The organism is Enterococcus sp. LJL99 (genome assembly GCF_054871725.1).
This window is the reverse complement of sequence record NZ_JBTXLT010000006.1, coordinates 193,072-212,313: the sequence shown is the minus strand read 5'-3', so window position 1 is coordinate 212,313 and position 19,242 is coordinate 193,072. Positions and strand designations below refer to the sequence as shown.

The 19,242-nt window shown below is 33.0% G+C and carries 17 protein-coding genes; 9 read left to right on the top strand and 8 right to left on the bottom strand.

The window, feature by feature from the left end; genetic code table 11:
- Nucleotides 1-30 precede the first annotated feature (30 nt).
- From ACYSNW_RS11110 to ACYSNW_RS11085, 6 genes are all read left to right on the top strand, one after another.
- Nucleotides 31-534 carry a cysteine hydrolase family protein gene (locus ACYSNW_RS11110; RefSeq protein WP_461744568.1) on the top strand — a complete coding sequence of 168 codons (504 nt, stop codon included), beginning with the start codon at nucleotides 31-33 and terminating at the stop codon, nucleotides 532-534.
- A gap of 105 nt (nucleotides 535-639) precedes the next feature.
- The gene (locus tag ACYSNW_RS11105) at nucleotides 640-1,512 is read left to right on the top strand and encodes an aminoglycoside 6-adenylyltransferase (protein WP_461744567.1); all 873 of its coding nucleotides are present in this window, start codon (nucleotides 640-642) and stop codon (nucleotides 1,510-1,512) included.
- A gap of 57 nt (nucleotides 1,513-1,569) precedes the next feature.
- Nucleotides 1,570-2,046 (top strand): Pr6Pr family membrane protein, encoded by a 477-nt coding sequence (locus ACYSNW_RS11100; RefSeq protein ID WP_461744566.1) that lies wholly within the window; start codon nucleotides 1,570-1,572, stop codon nucleotides 2,044-2,046.
- 400 nt (nucleotides 2,047-2,446) lie between these two features.
- Nucleotides 2,447-2,890, top strand: coding sequence for a MarR family winged helix-turn-helix transcriptional regulator (locus tag ACYSNW_RS11095; protein ID WP_461744565.1), 444 nt, complete (start codon nucleotides 2,447-2,449; stop codon nucleotides 2,888-2,890).
- The gene (locus ACYSNW_RS11090; RefSeq protein WP_461744564.1) at nucleotides 2,890-5,271 is read left to right on the top strand and encodes an ABC transporter ATP-binding protein; all 2,382 of its coding nucleotides are present in this window, start codon (nucleotides 2,890-2,892) and stop codon (nucleotides 5,269-5,271) included. Before ACYSNW_RS11095 ends, ACYSNW_RS11090 begins: the two co-directional genes overlap by 1 nt.
- Before the next feature lie 15 nt (nucleotides 5,272-5,286).
- The gene (locus ACYSNW_RS11085; RefSeq protein WP_461744563.1) at nucleotides 5,287-7,125 is read left to right on the top strand and encodes an ABC transporter ATP-binding protein; all 1,839 of its coding nucleotides are present in this window, start codon (nucleotides 5,287-5,289) and stop codon (nucleotides 7,123-7,125) included.
- Between the two features lie 241 nt (nucleotides 7,126-7,366).
- On the opposite strand, the gene ACYSNW_RS11080 is transcribed toward ACYSNW_RS11085, so the two are convergent.
- From ACYSNW_RS11080 to ACYSNW_RS11060, 5 genes are all read right to left on the bottom strand, one after another.
- Nucleotides 7,367-8,527: an ABC transporter permease subunit gene (locus ACYSNW_RS11080; protein WP_461744562.1), complete on the bottom strand. Its 1,161-nt coding sequence runs from the start codon at nucleotides 8,525-8,527 to the stop codon at nucleotides 7,367-7,369.
- On the bottom strand, nucleotides 8,527-9,396 hold the full coding sequence (locus ACYSNW_RS11075; protein WP_461744561.1) for an ABC transporter ATP-binding protein: 870 nt from the start codon (nucleotides 9,394-9,396) through the stop codon (nucleotides 8,527-8,529). The genes ACYSNW_RS11080 and ACYSNW_RS11075 overlap by 1 nt, the downstream gene beginning before the upstream one ends.
- Nucleotides 9,387-10,127: a hypothetical protein gene (locus ACYSNW_RS11070; protein WP_461744560.1), complete on the bottom strand. Its 741-nt coding sequence runs from the start codon at nucleotides 10,125-10,127 to the stop codon at nucleotides 9,387-9,389. Before ACYSNW_RS11070 ends, ACYSNW_RS11075 begins: the two co-directional genes overlap by 10 nt.
- The gene (locus tag ACYSNW_RS11065; protein ID WP_461744559.1) at nucleotides 10,120-10,677 is read right to left on the bottom strand and encodes an RNA polymerase sigma factor; all 558 of its coding nucleotides are present in this window, start codon (nucleotides 10,675-10,677) and stop codon (nucleotides 10,120-10,122) included. The genes ACYSNW_RS11070 and ACYSNW_RS11065 overlap by 8 nt, the downstream gene beginning before the upstream one ends.
- 78 nt (nucleotides 10,678-10,755) lie before the next feature.
- Nucleotides 10,756-11,805 (bottom strand): acyltransferase family protein, encoded by a 1,050-nt coding sequence (locus ACYSNW_RS11060; RefSeq protein ID WP_461744558.1) that lies wholly within the window; start codon nucleotides 11,803-11,805, stop codon nucleotides 10,756-10,758.
- A gap of 563 nt (nucleotides 11,806-12,368) precedes the next feature.
- Here ACYSNW_RS11060 and ACYSNW_RS11055 point away from each other — a divergent pair.
- Together ACYSNW_RS11055 and ACYSNW_RS11050 are read left to right on the top strand one after the other, a co-directional pair.
- Nucleotides 12,369-12,551 (top strand): hypothetical protein, encoded by a 183-nt coding sequence (locus ACYSNW_RS11055; protein WP_461744557.1) that lies wholly within the window; start codon nucleotides 12,369-12,371, stop codon nucleotides 12,549-12,551.
- A 683-nt stretch (nucleotides 12,552-13,234) separates the two neighbouring features.
- Complete coding sequence (locus tag ACYSNW_RS11050; protein WP_461744556.1) at nucleotides 13,235-13,906, top strand: winged helix-turn-helix domain-containing protein; 672 nt, start codon at nucleotides 13,235-13,237, stop codon at nucleotides 13,904-13,906.
- A gap of 197 nt (nucleotides 13,907-14,103) precedes the next feature.
- Here ACYSNW_RS11050 and ACYSNW_RS11045 read toward each other — a convergent pair whose 3' ends face one another.
- Nucleotides 14,104-16,386 (bottom strand): ABC transporter permease, encoded by a 2,283-nt coding sequence (locus tag ACYSNW_RS11045; RefSeq protein WP_461744555.1) that lies wholly within the window; start codon nucleotides 16,384-16,386, stop codon nucleotides 14,104-14,106.
- Nucleotides 16,386-17,087, bottom strand: a complete 702-nt coding sequence (locus ACYSNW_RS11040) for an ABC transporter ATP-binding protein (RefSeq protein ID WP_461744554.1) — start codon at nucleotides 17,085-17,087, stop codon at nucleotides 16,386-16,388. The genes ACYSNW_RS11045 and ACYSNW_RS11040 overlap by 1 nt, the downstream gene beginning before the upstream one ends.
- Before the next feature lie 170 nt (nucleotides 17,088-17,257).
- Here ACYSNW_RS11040 and ACYSNW_RS11035 point away from each other — a divergent pair, with 170 nt between their 5' ends.
- A complete protein-coding gene (locus tag ACYSNW_RS11035) occupies nucleotides 17,258-17,863 on the top strand; it encodes a TetR/AcrR family transcriptional regulator (protein WP_461744553.1) in 606 nt (201 codons plus the stop codon).
- A 58-nt stretch (nucleotides 17,864-17,921) separates the two neighbouring features.
- Here the strand turns inward: ACYSNW_RS11035 and ACYSNW_RS11030 are convergent, their stop codons facing one another.
- Nucleotides 17,922-19,136, bottom strand: a complete 1,215-nt coding sequence (locus tag ACYSNW_RS11030) for a class C sortase (RefSeq protein ID WP_461744552.1) — start codon at nucleotides 19,134-19,136, stop codon at nucleotides 17,922-17,924.
- Between the last annotated feature and the right edge of the window lie 106 nt (nucleotides 19,137-19,242).

The following is a 19,242-nucleotide window of genomic DNA, read 5'->3' as shown; positions in this document are numbered from 1 at the left end:
ATTTTGCTTGAAGAATGAAAGGAGCCTTTTATGCAGAAATTAGCAGACGCATTACTGATTATTGATTTACAAAAAGGAGTTTGTTTTGGTGAAGAAGAAATCTTTAATTTAGCATCAATTATTGAATTAGTTAATCAACGAATTCTTGATTATTCTGAAAATGGCAAAATGATTATCTTTGTGCAACATAATGATGAGGTGTTACTTCAGGGGAAAGAGGCTTGGGAAATTCTTGACGAGCTTAATCAAGAGAAAGCGGACTATTTGATTCAAAAGACACATGCGAATTCTTTTTATCAGACGAATTTAAAGAATTTTATAGAAACAAATGCGATCCATAGCCTTGAAATTTGTGGTGCGCAAACTGAATTTTGTTTAGATACAACCGTAAAATTTGCTCATGGTTTAGGTTATGAATTACAGATGCTACAAGGTGCTACCACGACTTTTGACAATGCTTTTATGTCGGCAGAAAAGACTCGGGCGTTTTATGAAACTATTTGGGATCAACGTTTTTTGACTTTAATAAAATAAATAACGGGATAAGATAAAGATGAAATTTTGGTAAATGAAAGTAGTGATAGGGTTAAAAATGGCCTGATTAAAATTAAATATAAGTGAAGTTTAAGGAGAGAGAAAATGGATAAAACGATGAAGTTGTTGGTTGATTTTTTTGACCAAAGAGAGGATTTACGGTTATTTTGTATGAATGGTTCCCGTGTCAATTCCTTGATTCCAGACGATAAATTCAAAGATTATGATGTTGTTTTCTTTACCGATGATATAAAACAATATAGAGAAAATCCTGAGTTTCTAAAAATATTTGGTGAAATTCTTATTATGACAGAACCAGAAAAAGATCCATTATTTCCAGCAACTTTTCCTGAGCAAGATGGTTATATCTATTTGGTTCAGTATAAAAATGGTGTAAGAATTGATTTTCAATTTCGAACACTTGCACAAATAGCGGGATATTGGCAAGAAGATACACTGACAAAAGTAATTAAGAATAAAGACCAGTATGAAACGAAATCAATTGTCCCGAATGATTGTCACTATTGGTTGGTAACTCCAAATCAAGGGATTATTGAAAGCTCAATCAAAGAATTTTGGTGGCAATTTAATAATGTTTTAAAAGCGACAATCCGTAAAGAATTTTTGTTAGCACAATTTTATCTGAATATTACAAGAGAGGAACTGATTCGGTTGATGACTTGGTCAGTTGCTATTGAAGAAGGTTTTGATCGGAGCTATGGAAAATGTCATACACAAATGCTGAATTATTTACCGAAAGAAAAGTATGAAGCTCTTTTGAGTAGTTACGAGACGACTTCTGCCGAAACGATATACCGCTCATTAAAACAATTACAGCGATTAGAGAATCAGTATATGGAAAAAATTGCTGCTTATTTTTCGGTGAATCAAACACTAATTAATCATTGTCAATCCGTTCCTTATCACTATCTAGTCAGTAAGGACGAAAAGAAACTAGCCGAATATTTTAAAGAGTGAAAAAATGATTCAAGGAGTTTAGCGTGGAGCAATGGTTCAAAAAAAGGGGTGTTTTATTTGCGTAATAAGAGTGTAGTGATTTTTAAAATCATTTTTGCTATCTTGTTGATGACAGGAATTATTGAACGAGCGGGCTTATTAGGTACAGAACCACAATTAAGAACGTTTTATTCATTTACAACGGTTAGTAATTTATTTGTTTTTATCATTTGTCTAGTATCTTTCTATCAATTTTATAGTAAAAAAGCGGAAACAACCGTTTATTATCATCTAAGAATGATTGGTGTAGTGATGATCCTAATCACAGGTTTTGTGTATCATTTTGTTTTGTTGCCAGAAAAAATAGCGGTAAATCCAAATTATCAAGTCTTCACGTATGGAAATTTGATGGCTCATTATGTGGCACCGTGTCTGACGTTTATTGACTGGCTACTTTTTGCTGAAAAAGGAAGAATTGGTAAAATGGAACCCTTTATTTGTACCATGATTCCTGTTGCTTATTTTATTATTACAAGCTTGATTGGGGTGGGATAGTTTCAAAATTTTGGGGATTAAATCATTCATATGTTTATTTTTTTATGGATTTTGATCGATTAGGAGTGGCAGCAGTTATTAAGTGGTGTCTTTTGCTGTATAGCTTTTTCTTGTTGTTGGTTTATAGTATTTATGGAGTAGACTATCTTTTAGGCAAAAAGTCAGCTAAGGATATGAACTCATTTATTTCTAGTGAATAATCTATCTGTGTTATCTTCTTTACATTGATTTTAAGAGGAGAATACAGTTTTTTTGATTCCTTTTTTTCATGCTTTTATTAAATTATTTCTTTTTTTATAGTAGGTTCTTGACATTAATAGCTATGTGAGTTAATATCGAATAGCATTAGTTACTAACGTTGTTAGCTATTTAAAAAGTACTGTGAGTAAGGAGGAATAATATGACGTTCGCTGAGGAAGCTGAGCAAGAACTTATGCGTCTAATGATTCAAAATCGCGATAGTGCATTTAGTAAATTAGAGAAAAGTAATCAAGGTGAAAGTATGGTCATTAAGTTTCTTGATCATGCAAATCAACCAACAAGCCCTAAGCAGTTGGCAGATGCCTTAAACCTTTCGAGCGCACGAATCGCTGTTGTTTTAGGAAATTTGGAAAAAAAAGGTCAGATCATTCGTAAAATAGATCAAGAAGATCGTCGTCGCATTAATGTTACTTTGACAGAGGCTGGAAAAAAAGTAGCTAAAACGCAAAAAAAACAAATGCGTGACAAAGTTATTCAAATTTTTGAACAAATGGGAGAAAAAGACACAGAGCAATTTATCGAATTGATTGCCCAGTTTGTTGATTACTCGCAAAAATTAACTTTAAAAGAAGGTGACCAATAGTGAAAATTTTTAAACATCTCGGAACATACTGGTATGCGGTCATCGCAGTTATTGTACTCTTAGTTGTACAAGCATATAGTGATTTAAGCTTACCGAAAATAACGTCAGGAATCGTCGATGTCGGAATCCAACAAGGTGGATTAGAAGTTTCTACTCCAGATAAAATCAGAAAAACAACACTTCAGGGAATCGAAATGTTCATGACTGAAGATGAGAAAAAAACAATCGATGAAAATTATGAATTAACGACTCAAAAAGTTGATGGTGAAGAAGTCGAAATCTATAAGTTAAAATTAAAAGATGACATGACAAAAGAAAAGTTAGCCGATATTTTTAATTTACCAATGATGATGATCGCTTCTGCTCAATCAAAAGATTCGTCAAGCGGTAGTGAAGCCAAAGCAATTATTGATGACTATAAAGCCCTAGGTGAAGATGCTACCAAAGTAAAAGCGCTCGGCGAAGAAGCCCAAAAGCTTGGTGAAGAAGCGAAAGCCGCAGGTGAAGCAGCAGCTTCAGCAACCGATATGGCAACTGCTCAAGCTAAAGGCGCTGAAGCGCAAGAACTTGCAGCGCAAGCACAGGCAAAAGGGGAAGAAGCCAAAGCACTGGGTGAATCACTACAAAAAACAAGTGATGAAATGCCTGCAAAAGTAGAGGCAGCTCGTGAAAAAACAGAAAAAAGTTTAGGGGATTTAGGCAAAGATTCAATGAAAACGGTCGGTATCCAACTAACTTTAGCTGAATATAAAGCACTTGATGTTAATACGCAAAAAATTCAAACGGATTATATGATCAAAGTGGGTACTAGAATGATCATTTTGACGTTGATTTCAGTAACTGCAGCAATTATTGTAGGCTTGATTGCTTCTTTAGTAGCCGCTTCAGTTGGGAAAAATATGCGTGTGGGTCAATATGAACGGACGTTGCAATTCTCAAATACAGAAATGGAAAAATTCTCACCCGCCTCTTTGATTACGCGTAATACGAACGATATCCAACAAATTCAAATGGGAATCGTTATGACGATGCGTTTAGTCTTGTATGCACCAATTTTAGGAATCGGCGGAATCTACGAAGTTTATAAAACGGGAACGGGTATGGGCTGGATCGTTGGAGTTGCCGTTGGAGCAGTACTTGTTTTAGTACTAGTTTTATTAGGAACAACGATGCCTAAGTTTAAAGCTTTGCAAAATTTAGTGGACAGAGTGAACTTAGTTTCTCGTGAAATCATTACAGGGTTACCGGTTATTCGTGCATTTTCTCGGGAAAAATTTGAAGAGAAACGTTTTGATGTTGCCAATACAAATTTGATGAAAACACAGTTGTTTGTTAACCGTGCGATGTCAATCATGATGCCAGTGATGATGTTATTGATGAATGCTATCACAGTATTAATCGTTTGGGTCGGTGGTCATAATATGGACAACGGTCAATTGCAAGTAGGGGATATGATGGCGTTTATCACGTATACAATGATGATTGTTATGGCCTTTATGATGCTTTCGATGGTTTCAATTATTTTACCACGAGCAAATGTTGCGGCAGGTCGTGTAGAAGAAGTGCTTGATACCGTACCAACAATTAAAGATCCTACAACACCTAAAGATAATCATGCCTTTACAGGTGAAGTGAAATTTGAAGCAGTGAATTTCCGTTATGGAGATGCAGATGAAGATGTTTTACATCATATCAACTTTACTGCCAAACCAGGTCAAACCACGGCAATCATTGGTTCAACGGGTTCTGGGAAATCAACGATTGTTAACTTGATTCCACGTCTTTTTGATGTCACAGAAGGACGAATTACAATTGATGGTGTGGATGTTCGTGATATGACGTTGCATAAATTACATGCAATCATTGGATTTGTGCCGCAAAAGGGAGTGCTATTCTCTGGAACGATTGCTTCGAATATTAAATTTGGTGATTCTGATATTTCAGATGAACAAATGAAAAAAGCAGCTAAAATTGCTCAAGCAGAAGAATTTATTGATTCAAATGAAAAAGGTTATGACCGCGAGATTTCACAAGGTGGGAATAATGTCTCTGGTGGACAAAAACAACGTTTATCCATTGCACGTGCATTAGCCAAAGAGCCAAAAATCTTGATTTTTGATGATTCATTCTCTGCTCTTGATAATAAAACCGATGTAGCTTTACGTAGAGCATTATCTGAAAATGTAAAAGATGTAACACAAATCATTGTGGCTCAAAAAATCTCAACGATTCTACATGCTGACAGTATTATTGTGTTAAATGAAGGACGTATTGTTGATCATGGAACACATGAAGAATTGATGGAAACATCAACAGTTTATCAAGAAATTGCTCAATCACAATTAAGTAATGCTGAATTAGGCATTGAAGAAGCGGAATAAGGAGGAGCGAAAATAATGGCAGAACACAAACAAAATCGCCCTCGTGGCGGTGGTCCTGGACAAATTGCTCCAGTAGAAAAAGCCAAGGATTTTAAAGGAACAATCAAGCAGTTAGCTTCATATATAGGTGCTTACAAAATTCCGATGTTCTTTGTAATTATCTTTGCTATCTTCTCAACTGTTTTTAATATTTGGGGACCGAAAATTTTATCAAAAGCAATTACAGAACTATTTAACGGTTTGATAAAAAAATACCAAGGAACGGGTGGTATTGATTTTAGTAAAATCGGTGGAATTTTGCTCTTTATGCTAGGTTTATATTTAGTTGCGGCGGCTTTTGGAGTGATTCAAGGTTGGATCATGTCAACCATCTCGCAAAAAGTAACGTATCGAATGCGTAAAGAAATCTCAGAGAAAATCGATCGTATGCCGATGAATTATTTTGAAAGTCGGACAACAGGTGAAGTATTGTCACGAATCACGAATGATGTAGATACTTTGGGTCAATCACTGAACCAATCAATCACGCAGCTGATTACATCTGTTTTTACCATTATCGGAGTAATCGTGATGATGCTGTCAATTTCAGTAAAAATGACAGGAATTGCGATTTTGATTGTTCCTATCTCATTTATTTTGATTATGATTGTCGTTAAAAATTCACAAAAATACTTTAAAACACAACAAGAATATTTGGGTGTAATAAATGGTAAAGTTGAAGAAACCATTGGTGGATACAACATCGTTCGTTTATTTAATGATGAAGAAAATTCATTAAAAGAATTTAAAGAGCAAAACGATGTGCTATTCAAATCTGCTTGGAAATCTCAATTCCTTTCTGGATTGATGCAACCAATCATGAACTTTGTTGGGAACTTAGGTTATGTTGCGGTAGCGATTTTCGGCGGAATTATGGCGTACAATGGTTCAATCACAGTCGGGGATATTCAGGCGTTTATTCAATATGTCCGTAACTTGACACAACCAATTGCTCAATTAGCGCAAGTTTCAAATATGTTGCAATCAATGGCTGCAGCAGCAGAACGTGTTTTCGAATTCCTTGGTGAAGAAGAAGAGGATCAAACTGTTCCAAATCCGGTTAAATTGGATCATGCGAAAGGAATGGTTGATTTTGAACATGTCCACTTTGGTTATACACCAGATAAAATCGTAATTAACGACTTCACAAGTCATGTTGATCCAGGCCAAATGGTTGCCATTGTAGGTCCTACAGGTGCTGGTAAAACAACGATGGTCAAATTATTGATGCGTTTTTATGATGTTAATTCCGGTGCAATCAAAATTGACGGGTACAATATCAAAGATTTCAATCGAGCTGATTTACGCAAAAATATCGGGATGGTTTTACAAGATACATGGCTATTTAAAGGCACTATTATGGAAAACCTACGCTATGGTCGTTTAGATGCAACAGATGAAGAAGTTTATGCAGCAGCGAAAGCCGCTCATGTTCATCACTTTATTCAAACTTTACCTGGCGGTTATGAAATGGAATTGAATGAAGAATCTTCTAATATTTCTCAAGGACAAAAACAACTTTTGACAATTGCACGAGCAATTTTAGCGGACAAACCAATTTTGATTTTAGATGAAGCGACTTCATCTGTCGATACAAGAACAGAAGGATTGATTCAAGAAGCGATGGAAAACTTGATGACTGGTCGTACGTCCTTTGTTATCGCACATCGTCTATCTACAATCAAAAATGCAGATAAGATTCTTTATATGGAACATGGAGATATTAAAGAACAAGGAACGCATGAAGAATTACTTGAAAAAGGCGGACTTTACGCAGCACTTTATAATTCGCAATTTGAAGAAGTAGCAGAATAAAGAGTTTTGCTTGAATAATTAACTAAAAAACGGAATTTCCGAAATCAATAAGATTTTGGGAACTCCGTTTTTTATGTACTTACTAAAAAGTATCTGAAAACAATAGCGGTGAATATTTTTTTGATTAGCTGGAATTCATCGTTATAAAGTCTCGCTTTTGTTCTTCATAAGTTGCGTTTTTTCTAGATTTCCAGTTGAAGTTCAAAAAAATCCTAATTCCTCAGTCATTCTCAGATACTTCCTAAGTAAATTGCCATTTTTTCATATGAAAATAAGCAAGGAAATACATTAGTAATTGAAAACTTAGTAAAAAAAGTAGTAATACAATTGCATTAGCAACAAAAGTAGTGAATAAATAATTTTCTGTAGATAAAATCGCTAAAGTTTTTTGAATATTGGTAAAGTTAATTGGAAAAAGTTGTAGTATTTTGAAAAAAAGTCCTTGTTTGAATACTTCTTTTAAGAGAAAAGGTAAACTAAAAATCCCTAAAGAAATAGCAAAAGCAGACATCGTAGAATTTGAAAAAGCTGAGATTACTAACGTGATACTTGCAGTAAAAAGAATTCCGATTGTTTGTAAAAAGATCATGAATCCCAGTGTTTGCCAATGATTCCATTCAAGTGGAAAGGTAAATAGCTCCATTTCAAAATTAGTTTGGATACTTGAGATTCCGCCAGATAAATCAAATAGGCTTGCAAAAACAACAAAAGTAATTAATTGAAAAATAAACAGTAAAGATAACGAACCAATGATTCCAGCTAGTATTTTAGCTGAATTCATTTTTTTTCGTCCAAGTTTCGTTGTAAATAATAGTTGATTAAGATTTTTGCTAGTATCACTTGAAAAAACCAAAGAACAAATTAGAATAACTAAGAGATTACAAAGAATAAAAAGATTACTTAGTACTTTGAACAAATCAACCCAGGGTACATAATTGCCTAATTGTAATGGCCGCTCGAATGTTGCAAAAGGAATGGACTCAATTGGCGTTAAGCGTATATCCTTAATTGTTACTTTTGTTCCTTGTTTGTTTGCTAGTTCCATCTGATCTCCTAAAGAATAAATACTATCTGTAAAAAAGAGACGGCCTGTATACCAATAAAAGGGATAAAAAGAAAAAGAATACGTTTGATCAACTTCTTGACGAATCGTTAAATAATCGGCAAGTATCAGTTGAATTTTTTCATCCGTTAAATCGCCAGCATATTTTGTCTGAATCGTGGAATCGATGTTTTTCTGATAACCGTGCTCAACATTCATTTTTTGTGTGGAATAGCTTTGCCCATAGATAAATCCAGTCCAAAGAATCCCGCATAAAATAAGCAAACTGGCAATTATTCCACCAATCACTGTTTTATTTGTCATAATTTTTTTTAGTTCAAATTGAAATACGCTACCCATCAGTTTGTCCCCTCTCTAAAATAATGAAGGTATAAATCTTCTAAGGTTGGCACCACAAGTTGAGCATCTTTGCTAGGAGCTTCTTTAGAAATGATTCGTAATAAAATTTTATCGTCGATAAATTTTTGATTAGTGATTATATGTTTTTGCAATATTTCTGGTAGATGTTGCTTGTCGATTTGCAGTTCCCAAACATTATGTTCTATTTCTTTTAAAAGCTCAACAGTTGAGCCGCTATTTTCTAAAACACCATTTCTTAAAATCAAAATTTGGTCTGCGATATATTCAACATCTGACACAATATGAGTAGAGAGAATCACGATTTTTTTAGTCGAAAAGGAAGAAATCAAGTTTCGGAAACGAACTCGTTCTTTAGGGTCCAAACCAACTGTTGGTTCGTCTAATATTAAGATTTCAGGGTCGTTGATCATTGCTTGCGCAATCCCCAACCGTTGTTTCATACCACCAGAATAGGTGCGAATTTTTTTATTTTGAACTTCAGATAAACCAACCAGACTTAATAATTCATGACACCGCTTTTTAGCTAAAGATTTATTTAATCCTTTTAATGCTGCGATATACAACATAAATTTAAGACCAGAGAAATCTGGATAGTAACAAAAATCTTGTGGCAAAAAGCCTAGAATTGTTCGATAATCATCTGCTTGATCAACGATATTTTGATGATTAAATTTAATCTCTCCGCTTGTCGGGGTCATTAAACCGCACATAATTCGGAACAAAGTTGTTTTGCCTGATCCATTTGCCCCTAAAAGACCATAGACACCAGGTGTTAAGGAAAAAGAAATATTATCTAAAATTGGTTTGTTTTCATATTTTTTTGTTATATTCTCGATTCTTAGCTCCATTTTTTTAGTTCCTCCTTATTATTTTTGTATAGAAAATACAGTAATAGACAACTAGTTAAGAGAAAGGCGACAAACCAATAGACAAGTTCAATTTTGTAGATATTTAATAGATTAGTGAGAATAAGACTAGCACTACTCAAAATACCAGCAAACGACCAAAGGACGATTCGTTTCATGTTATTGCGCCAAAATGTAATGGTATAAAGTAATAAAATACAGACTAGATTATACGGAACTAATAAGTAAAGTAGGACATTAACTATAGGCAGTGCCATAGTCAATTTAGACAAAATCGCAATCATTAAAATCAATAGAAAATCAAAGAGTCCGAAAATTAATAACTTCATGAGTGTATGTTGTCGTAAATCAAATTTGAAGCTTTGTTCCAATTCCCACATTCCTGTTGTGAAGCTACGATATAATTCATCTAAGAAAAATAATGTAGAAAAAATAAAAATCAGCAAATAACTATTGATGATAGTTGCAAGTGAATAATGAGCTAAAATCTCAGAATAGTGTATCCCAATTGTGAGTAGCAATAAAAGAAATTGCATAATCCAGGTTTTGGGCGAGATAAAGCGAAATGTAGATCTTAGTAAGTTAAAATAAGGGCGTTCATTTTGAGCCTTTTGAGTGATGATTTTTTTACCGATAACGATAGTCTTTATGCGATTTTCTTCATCAGGTACAATGGTATAACTTTTTAGCTTGTCTGTGATTTTTTTAGTCATCTTCAAATTCCTTTCGATCAAGTACTTTTTCTAGCTTCTTTAATCCTTGGTTGATTCTTGATTGAGCTGTAGGGACACGGACATCAGTTATTTTAGCAATCTCTTTTACTTTAAAATCATAATAAAATTTTAAAATGATCGCTTCACGTTGATTTTCATTTAATTGATTTAAAGCATTTTGAATGAGCGAATCTTCTTCTTTTAAAAGCAAGGTAGTTTCACTTGTTGTTTTTGTTTCAAGTGGGCGATTGTAGTCTTCAAAAGGACATTCATCGAGCGATTTTTTAGTAAAATAATTTCTACAAGTATTCACGGCAATAGTAAAAAGATAATTGTAGAATTTACCAGTAAATTTATATTTATGAATATTTTCAATTAATTTTAAGAAAATATCTTGGGTTAAGTCAGCTGCGAGAATTCGGTTGCCAAAACAACATCTGACACAATAGGAAAAAATGGAGTCATAATACTGGTTTATCAAAAGTTCCCAAGCATCTGTATCCCCTTGTTTGATTTTTTTGATCAAAAAATAGTCTTTAATTACAATCACCTTCATTTCAATAAAAAATAACTATACTTAGATAAACAATTGTAACCTAAAAATCATTTAAAAAAGTGGAATTTTTTATTAAGGTAATTTTTTCATTTTTCCCCAAACAAATTTTTGAGAGGCAAAAAATGGCTTGATTAGTCGTTGAAATAAAAATGCTAGTAGTAAAGGAACTCCGATTCCAAGTGAAAAGCGCAAGAAACCCAGTTGGCTTTTAGTTAGTGTAATAGAGCTTGCAAAAAATAGATTAAACATTTCTATTGGAATCAGATGATAAAAATAAATAGTTTGCCCTAATTTTTGATAGTTTTGAGTGTTTTTTACAGAGCAATTTAAATTGATTACTACAGAAAATAAGGAAGCAGCCAATGGAATCAATGCTAGGAAAAAATTTTTATCTTTGCCTGGATTTTGATAGATAATAAAGCCTTCTAGTAAAAAGAATGCGAATGAGCAAAAGGCGATTTGTTTATTAAATCTATGAATAAAAGAATTTTTTTCAAGCGAATCATAGAGATAAAAACCTAGTAAAACAAAAATCAATCCATAAAACAAGCCATTTTTAGTTGTAATAAAAAGGGTGAAAAACCTGTAGTAAAAAGGTCCTATAGGCGTATTTTGTAAATAACCATAGTACGTTTCACCTAAACCGAATAAATAAAGAATCGTTGCTAGTATTAAGGCAAGTTTATAGTTAAATCGCTGCAGTAATTTGTTTGCTAAAAAAAGGGCTAATAATAGCGCTGGAAAATACCAAAGATGATAAAAAATACCAGCATAAAAAATACCTATCATTAACACAAAGGGGATTTGCCACCAACTTAAAGCGATTTGTTGTTGGATAAAATTTATACCGAACGGCAGATAGAGTAAGCTCAATAAGCAATATCTTTTTATAAAATGAAGGAGCCACTTCTGAGGAACTGTTGAGGTCAGAATCATTTTTTTTCTAAAGCAAAAGGAACTAATCACAAAGAAGAAAGGAACAGCAATTCGACAAAGAATACTTTTAATAAAAAAATGAAGAAGAGGTTGATTGGTTATTTGCCCGACATGAATTAAAACAACTAGAAGCGAGCAAACGAACTGAACTAAATCTAAAAAGCCATATCGGGAATGATTATTCATAAAAAATCCTTCTTTCATCTATTTAGCAGTAATAAACAATTCAGAAAGAAAAATCATTTAAATTTTGTAGAAAAATATTAATGAACCATCAAAATTAGTTAGCTCCGAGGGGCAAATTGATACACTTCATCATCGAATAACTCTTTTTTTTGTGATTTATTGTAATAAAAAAGATTTCTAAAAGTTGTTCTTTAGATTTTTATGAGTTGTCATTATTGAGGTAAGTAAAAAAATAATCGTGCTACAAGCAATTCTCATGTTTATCATGAAAAGAGCGTGTAGCACGATTATTTTTTTTTAAGTATAGTAACTAAACCACGTCAGAAAATAATTGAGGCAGGTAAGTTTTTCAGATACAGCTTAGTTAGTGAAGTTAGAAAACTTTTATAGTCTATGGAGATTTTAGTGATGAACATGTGCATACTGCTTTTTCATAACAATAAAAGAAGATAGTGTAGCAAGTGAAAGTGAAGCAGTAATCATTTTTTTCATAAAAACCATCCCTTTCATAGTTTAGTATTTATAGTAAAGTGCAAAAAGCACGACGTGGACGGTAGAATTCAATGAAGTCACCTAAAGAGTGGACAGATGTTAGCTGGGGACCAGATGTCCAAGATATCACAGGTCGAGGAAATTCTCCTAGAAATAGGGTATTTACAGCAGTACAAGTAACGAATGATGAACTTCATGTGACAGTAAGAACGTCAGCGTATCAAAAGATTGACGAATATACAATAAAAAAATAACATTTGTTCAAAAATTAGCTAACGCTGAGAAATGAATTAGAGGAAAAAAGTCGGTTGATATCAAGTGATTATCTTGAAATTTATTCATTAAATCTTATTTCTTGAGTAAGTTTAGGGAAATAGCTGATAATCCAGCTTTTTTCGCTGTTTGTTTTGATTTGAAAACTATGTTTAGCACGTGAAGAAAAATTTTAATAATACTATAAAACAATCAGAATTTCGGCAATTTCTAACATTTTAATCATTGCTAAGAGCGCAATAATCAAAATGTCGTCCAATTGCTCAATTCAAAGCGATTGTTTTATGACCTAGAATCTATAGTAGAGGATTCGATTACTGATAGTAGAAAATAAATAGCAAATTTTTTTCTTAAGGTAGACCAAAAAATATGCTTTTTTGAATATTTGAGATAATTATTTATTTTAATTTTAAAAATACTAGAAAATAAATAATAATTCCGTTCATTTTTTGTGGAATCTCGTTCTTTTCCTATTAAGTTTTAATACTTTTATCATCAAATTAGCTGAAATAAATTTTAAAAAATAACAAAAAACAATTTATTTTTATAGACATATAAAAATAAATGATATAAAATTATAATAATAGATATACTTTGGAAATCTATTTCAAGAAATAAAAATCACTTCTCTTGAACAAGTACAAGAGAATACTAGGAGGAACGAATGCCAACTCTAGGTATATTAACAGATGATGAATTATCAACACAAGAATTAGTCCATATTTTTCAAATGCAAGACTACCAATTAATTAATGTAAAAGAAAAGAAACAGTTCGACCAATTAGATGGACTAGTGATTAATTTAACAAAAGGTAATAATTTAACTAAAGTAATTGACTGGCTTCTATATTCGAAGAACAATCCTGCAATATTTGTATGGGTTGTTTCCAATGATCAACTTGGAAAAGAAGAAGAAAATATTTTATTGGAATTAGGTGCGAATGATGTCCTGCCTATTGCAGAAGATGTGAAAAAGACATCCTACATAATTAGAAATACTTTTGCTCGTGTGGACAAAATGAACGATAGTTGTTTTGAAAGAAGCAATCAAAGTGCTATTTTAAATGAGAAAAATCAAGCTGTTTTTGTAAATGGAGAAGAGAAATTATTGACAAGAACAGAATTTAATCTATTTAAAATATTATATGAGCACGCGGACATAACCGTTTCTTATGAAGAACTTTTGGAATTTATTTGGGGCGATTTAGATAATAATTGTAGTTTTCGTTTATCGAATATTATACATAATTTAAGAAGTAAAGTGGACAAAAGTGACCAATTTGAATTGAAAACGATTAGATCAAAAGGTTATATGCTGACACTGAAAAAAAGTTAAGACCAACCACTTTCTGTATTTTGAACTAACAGATAAACGAGAGTTAAAGCGTATAAAAGAAACGGATGATGGATAAAAACTATTGGGAATTTTTCAAATTTGAATGACCAAGTAGCTATATTATCTAACACTCGTTTCTTTTTTAGCAATTGAAGGATGGTAATCTATAGTTTCTAGTCCTGTTTACTCACCAAAAATCAATCAGCTGACTTTAAGGCAGTTGCAAAATTGATTTTACGAATTCTTCTTAAAATGATCCATTGAACAATGAGTGTACAAAGTAGTAAAATAATTATTGCGGTAGCAATACTTTTTAAAGAAAGATGGGGTAAGAATTGTTGGTTTTCGGTTGAGACGGTTGCAACGTAAAAGGTTAGGAATTTCCAGCCTAAAGGAAGTGAAATTAACCAGCCTACTAAGGTCAAAAAGAAATTTTCTAAAAATGATAGATTGAATAAGTCTTTTTGAGTAAATCCTAGGACTTTTAATGTTGCGAATTCAATATAGCGCTCTGAAAAAATCAATAAATGAGCATTTAACATAATCGTCATCCCTAAAACTAAAGCCGCAAAAATCAATAAGCTAACGATAAATAGAATTGAATCAAGCAAGGAGCTAGAATCTGCTCGTTGTTGTTTTTTTGAAACACTTGAAGCAACAAAGGGTTCGTCATTTATTTTACTGATGTTTTCATTCTCTTGAAGCATTAGTGCATTCGGCGTGAATGTTTGATTTACATTTTTCCATACCGTTTGGTTAGTAAAAAGACCTTGCGGAGCGGAAATAAGAGCTATTTTCTTGATGAAAATAGGAACGATAGTTTGTTCGAACTGTAAATAAATCGTATCTCCTTGACTTATTCCTAGTCGTTTCGCTAAGGCTTCAGCAATAATGACTTCGTTGTTTTTTAATTTTTCTACATTTAATGAATTTCCTGAATTGTCTTCAAATTGAAAGGAATCTCCTTTTGAAAAGGTCAATAGATTTGTTTGGAAAGAGCGATCTTTTAAAATTAAATCAACGGATTCTTGTTCTAACCATTGATGAGTGCCTTTTAGCTCGTCCGTTAATTGCTGTTTCTGTTGTTCGTTTAACGGTTGTTGAAAAGAGACTTTTTCTTGGTAATGATAGGTTTTACTAAAAACGTTATCGATGGAGTATTCTATTGAATCTTTTACACCAAAAGCTGCTAGCAATAAAATCATACAACCAATTGCGCCAAAAATTCCCAGTAGACATCTTTGGATATTTCGCTGCACATCACGCAATGTCCATTGAAGTGAGAACGGAAGTTTAGACCAGAAAAACAGTTTTTCTATGGAGGTTCTTCGAACTTTGATTGTTGTTTGGTTAGCTAAAATGACTGCAGGTTCTTGTTTTAGTAAAGAAAAAACAGGGCGCATAGTCACTAGGACACTGAGTAGAATTAAAATGGCTGCTAGTACGAATCCAGATGAATCTGAAGCAGTGAGCCAAGTTGGCAGTGAGTACATTTTTTTCATAAACCTAAGCAATGTTGGGGTCAAGAATACTGGACCTAAATAACAGCCAAGCAATGAACCTAAAGTAGTGGTACTGAAGCCGAAAAATAAGTAATGAGTTAAAATTTGACGACTTGATAAACCTTGCGCTTTAAAAGAGCCAAGAATCAGCTGTTGTTGTTTAATAAAACGACTCATCGTTGCTTCCATGCTGATAATAGTTAGTAGTAAGAATAATCCAGAAAATAAAAAGGCTAATCGTTTAATCTGAAGCGCTCTTTCTTTGAAAATCTTAAGTCCTGGAAACGAATCTTGAAAGGTGATTTCTTTTAAATTGCTCCCTAGAGTTCGATTCAGTTCATTTTCAAACCAAGTCTCATTTTGTAATTTCTTTGTTTTGACTAGCAAGTGTTCTGTGTAAAGCGGGACTGCGGTTAAAAAATCTTCTTCATTTAGATAGGCATAGCCATTCGTTTTATAGTTTGGAACGGGTTGATCCTGTGAAGCTGTAAAATAGACAAATTCTGGTTGCTTGACACTTCCCAAAATTTCAAAGGTTTGATCATTGAAAGTAAACGATTGACCTAAGTTTAATTTATTTGCGTGCATAAAATCGTCATCTAGCCAAATGCCTTTTTTTGTACTTAAAGCCTCTCCTTTAATCACCACGGGCTTACTGATTTTATTTTTAGTAAAAGAAAGTACTTTAAGTGTCGTATCATCATCAACAGAAACGCTTCCGATTAATCTTTTTTGACTATCCTTGATATCGTTCATCTTCTCCAGCTTTGTTCGCTCTTTTTCACTAAATGATTGTCCCGTTAGGATCACATCTGCTAAATTACTTTTCTTTTCAAATGCTTCAAAACTGCTCGTCATTTGTTCACTCATTTGAGTAATTCCAGTAAAGATAAAGAGACAAATAAAACTCATCAAAATAGTTGCAATAAATTGAGAACCATTTTTTATAAAATCTCGAAAGGTTTTTTTGATTAGCATTACCACTGTACCTCCTCAATTGTTAAAGGAGTTGGTTGTGTCGTGTTGTCAACGATTTTACCGTCTTTCAAACGGATTACACGATCGGCAATTTTAGCGATGGCAGCATTATGGGTAACTAAGAGAATCGTATGTCCATGAATATCGGTCATTTCTCTTAATAAGTGCAATACTTGTTTTCCTGTTTCACTATCCAATGCGCCTGTTGGTTCATCACATAGAATCAAACTAGGATTTTTACAAATAGCTCTAGCAATGGAAACCCGTTGTTGTTCTCCACCTGATAATTCTTGCGGAAAATTGCTTAAGCGATGCTGTAAATGGACTTTTTCTAAAATATCTGAGGCTTTAAAAGATTGTTTACTGATTCTTTCAGATAAGCGCACGTTTTCGTAAGCAGTAAGTGTTGGAATCAAATTATAAAATTGAAAGACGAATCCGATTTGATTTCTTCTATAGAGGGTTAATTGTCGCTTATTTAGTTGGTGAACGGCTTGTTGATTGACTAATAATTCTCCTGCTGAGGCGCTATCCATTCCACCTAGAATATTTAGTAACGTTGTTTTTCCAGAACCGCTGGGACCTAAAATCACGGTGAATTCACCTTTGTTAATAGAAAATGAAACATCATTTAAGGCTTTGATTCGATTATCACCAACTAGATAGTCCTTTTTTAAATTTTTTGCTTCGATATACATCAAATTCCTCCTTTTTGAACACTGTGTTGATTTATTTACTTTCATAGTTTAAGATAGTTTAGAAAAGGAGACAATAAACAATTTGATTGTAAATGTATACTTTTTAGACAGTAAATGACAAGAATGTTTAAAAAATAGACAATGATGATAAAAGTGTTGAAAAGGAGAAGCAAATGTCTAACAAAACAGATCGTACAAAAGAACACATTCAACAAGTTTTCTTTGCTTGGATGAAAGAAGTTGGTTTAAACAAAATAACGATTGCTGGATTAGCTAAACGGGCTAAAATCAATCGCGGAACTTTTTATCTTTATTACCCAGATAAATATGCTGTCTTACAAGAGGTTGAAGAAGAGATTTATTCTGAAGTAGAGGAATTGATGGAGAAACATTTTAGTGGGAAATTTCAATCAGAAAAAAGAATTGAAGTTGAGCAAGTGAACAAAGAATTTCATTATCTTTGCTATCAAATTATGCTCTTTTTCTATGAAAAAAGAGAGTTTCTATCTATTTTATTAGGTAGAAATGGAGATCCCTATTTTATTCAAAAGATTGAACATTTATATGTTGATTCAATTCAAAAAAAACGTGCTAGTGTGGATGAATATCAAATGGATCATCGGACGTACCACATGGAGTTTATTTTTTCGGGAATTATTGCTATTTTTAAAAGCTGGATCCAAAATGAGGCAAAGGAAACACCAGAAGAGATTTTAGAAATTTTGGTTAAATGTATGGAACAATCTCCGTTTGATTATATAGAAGAATGGAGTAATTAATGGCTCTTAGAGGAATACTGGAATGAAAAAGGGCCGTTTGTTGGATTGTAATTAGTGTTCAAATGAATGCATTTATCAAGAGATTGAAATGTTTAATTATGATTTTTTGTTTATTTTTAACTTGTTCCGTTTGCTTTTTATTCGGATAGGCTTGCGCTCTTTTTTGTTTTATTTTTTTTGTTCCAACAAGCATTTTCGTTTCTGGTGAAGTAAGTAATTTCGCTTGATATAATCCACCTGGTAATTGTTTGAAAATGACTTGTCCTTTGTCATTTGTTTTTCTGATTAAAGGTTTACCGTTTCTAATAAGTGGACGCTTACCATTTTTAGTATATAGCGCAACTTTTTTTCGACTGATTGGTTCACCAGTAGCACCTTTAAATTTTAAAACCAAGTCAATTTTTTGTTTTCTTAATTTAGCCGTATAGATACTTTTGACAAATAAATAGAAAAGTAGAAGTAAAAGCAAAATTAAACCGATTAAAAGGGTAATTCGTTGCATAAAACGATCATTATTACTTTTCGTGATTTTTTTGGCAATTTCTTGTGTATAAGGCACTCGATGCCCTGTGATTAGTAAACGATGGCTGTTGATCATATAGGGGGTACAAGTAATCAAAGTAGCCAAATCTTTATTTGGTTGAACCTTGAGTACCGATGTGTCGGAAGGTTCGACGACTTGGATTTTGTCGACTTCATACGCTAAGTGTTCTTTTAAGACCGTTAAAACAAAAATATCGCCTTTTTTTAGTTCATCTAAATCGGTAAATAATTTTCGTTCAGCCAAGCCTCTGTGTCCAGCAATCACCGTATGCGTATTTTCACCACCTGTTGGATAAGAGGTGCCATCTAAAACAGTTGCTCCGTTTTGTAGTAGATTTTCATTTGTGGTATCAAATAAGGGAATGGTCACCTTGATTTTAGGGATACTGATTGCACCAATTAGATGATTACGCATTTGTTGATCTTTACTGATTTCAGCTTCAGAGAGGTCGGTGAAAGGGTCTGCAGAAGAAACTAAGCCATTTTTGCTTAATTCTTGGTTTTTTTCGGTCATCTTTTTTTGCTGTTTTTCCAGCGTCTCTTGGTTTTTTTCACCCATATCTTTTTGGAAACGTTTAATCCGGTTTTGATCGATTAATCCATTGATTGCATCTACATAAAAAGGATAGCACATAACTAAAAGACCAAGTAAAAAGAGAAACAGGATAAGCAGCTGAGAAATTAATTTTTTGCCATTTGCTTTTTGTTTTTTTACTTGTCTTTTAGTCATAGTAAGCTCTCCTTTATTAGTAGATTTAAATGAATATTTTCGCTGGATTATCAGAACTTATGCAGCACACATTACGCATTATACGAGTTTTGATTTGATTGCTCAA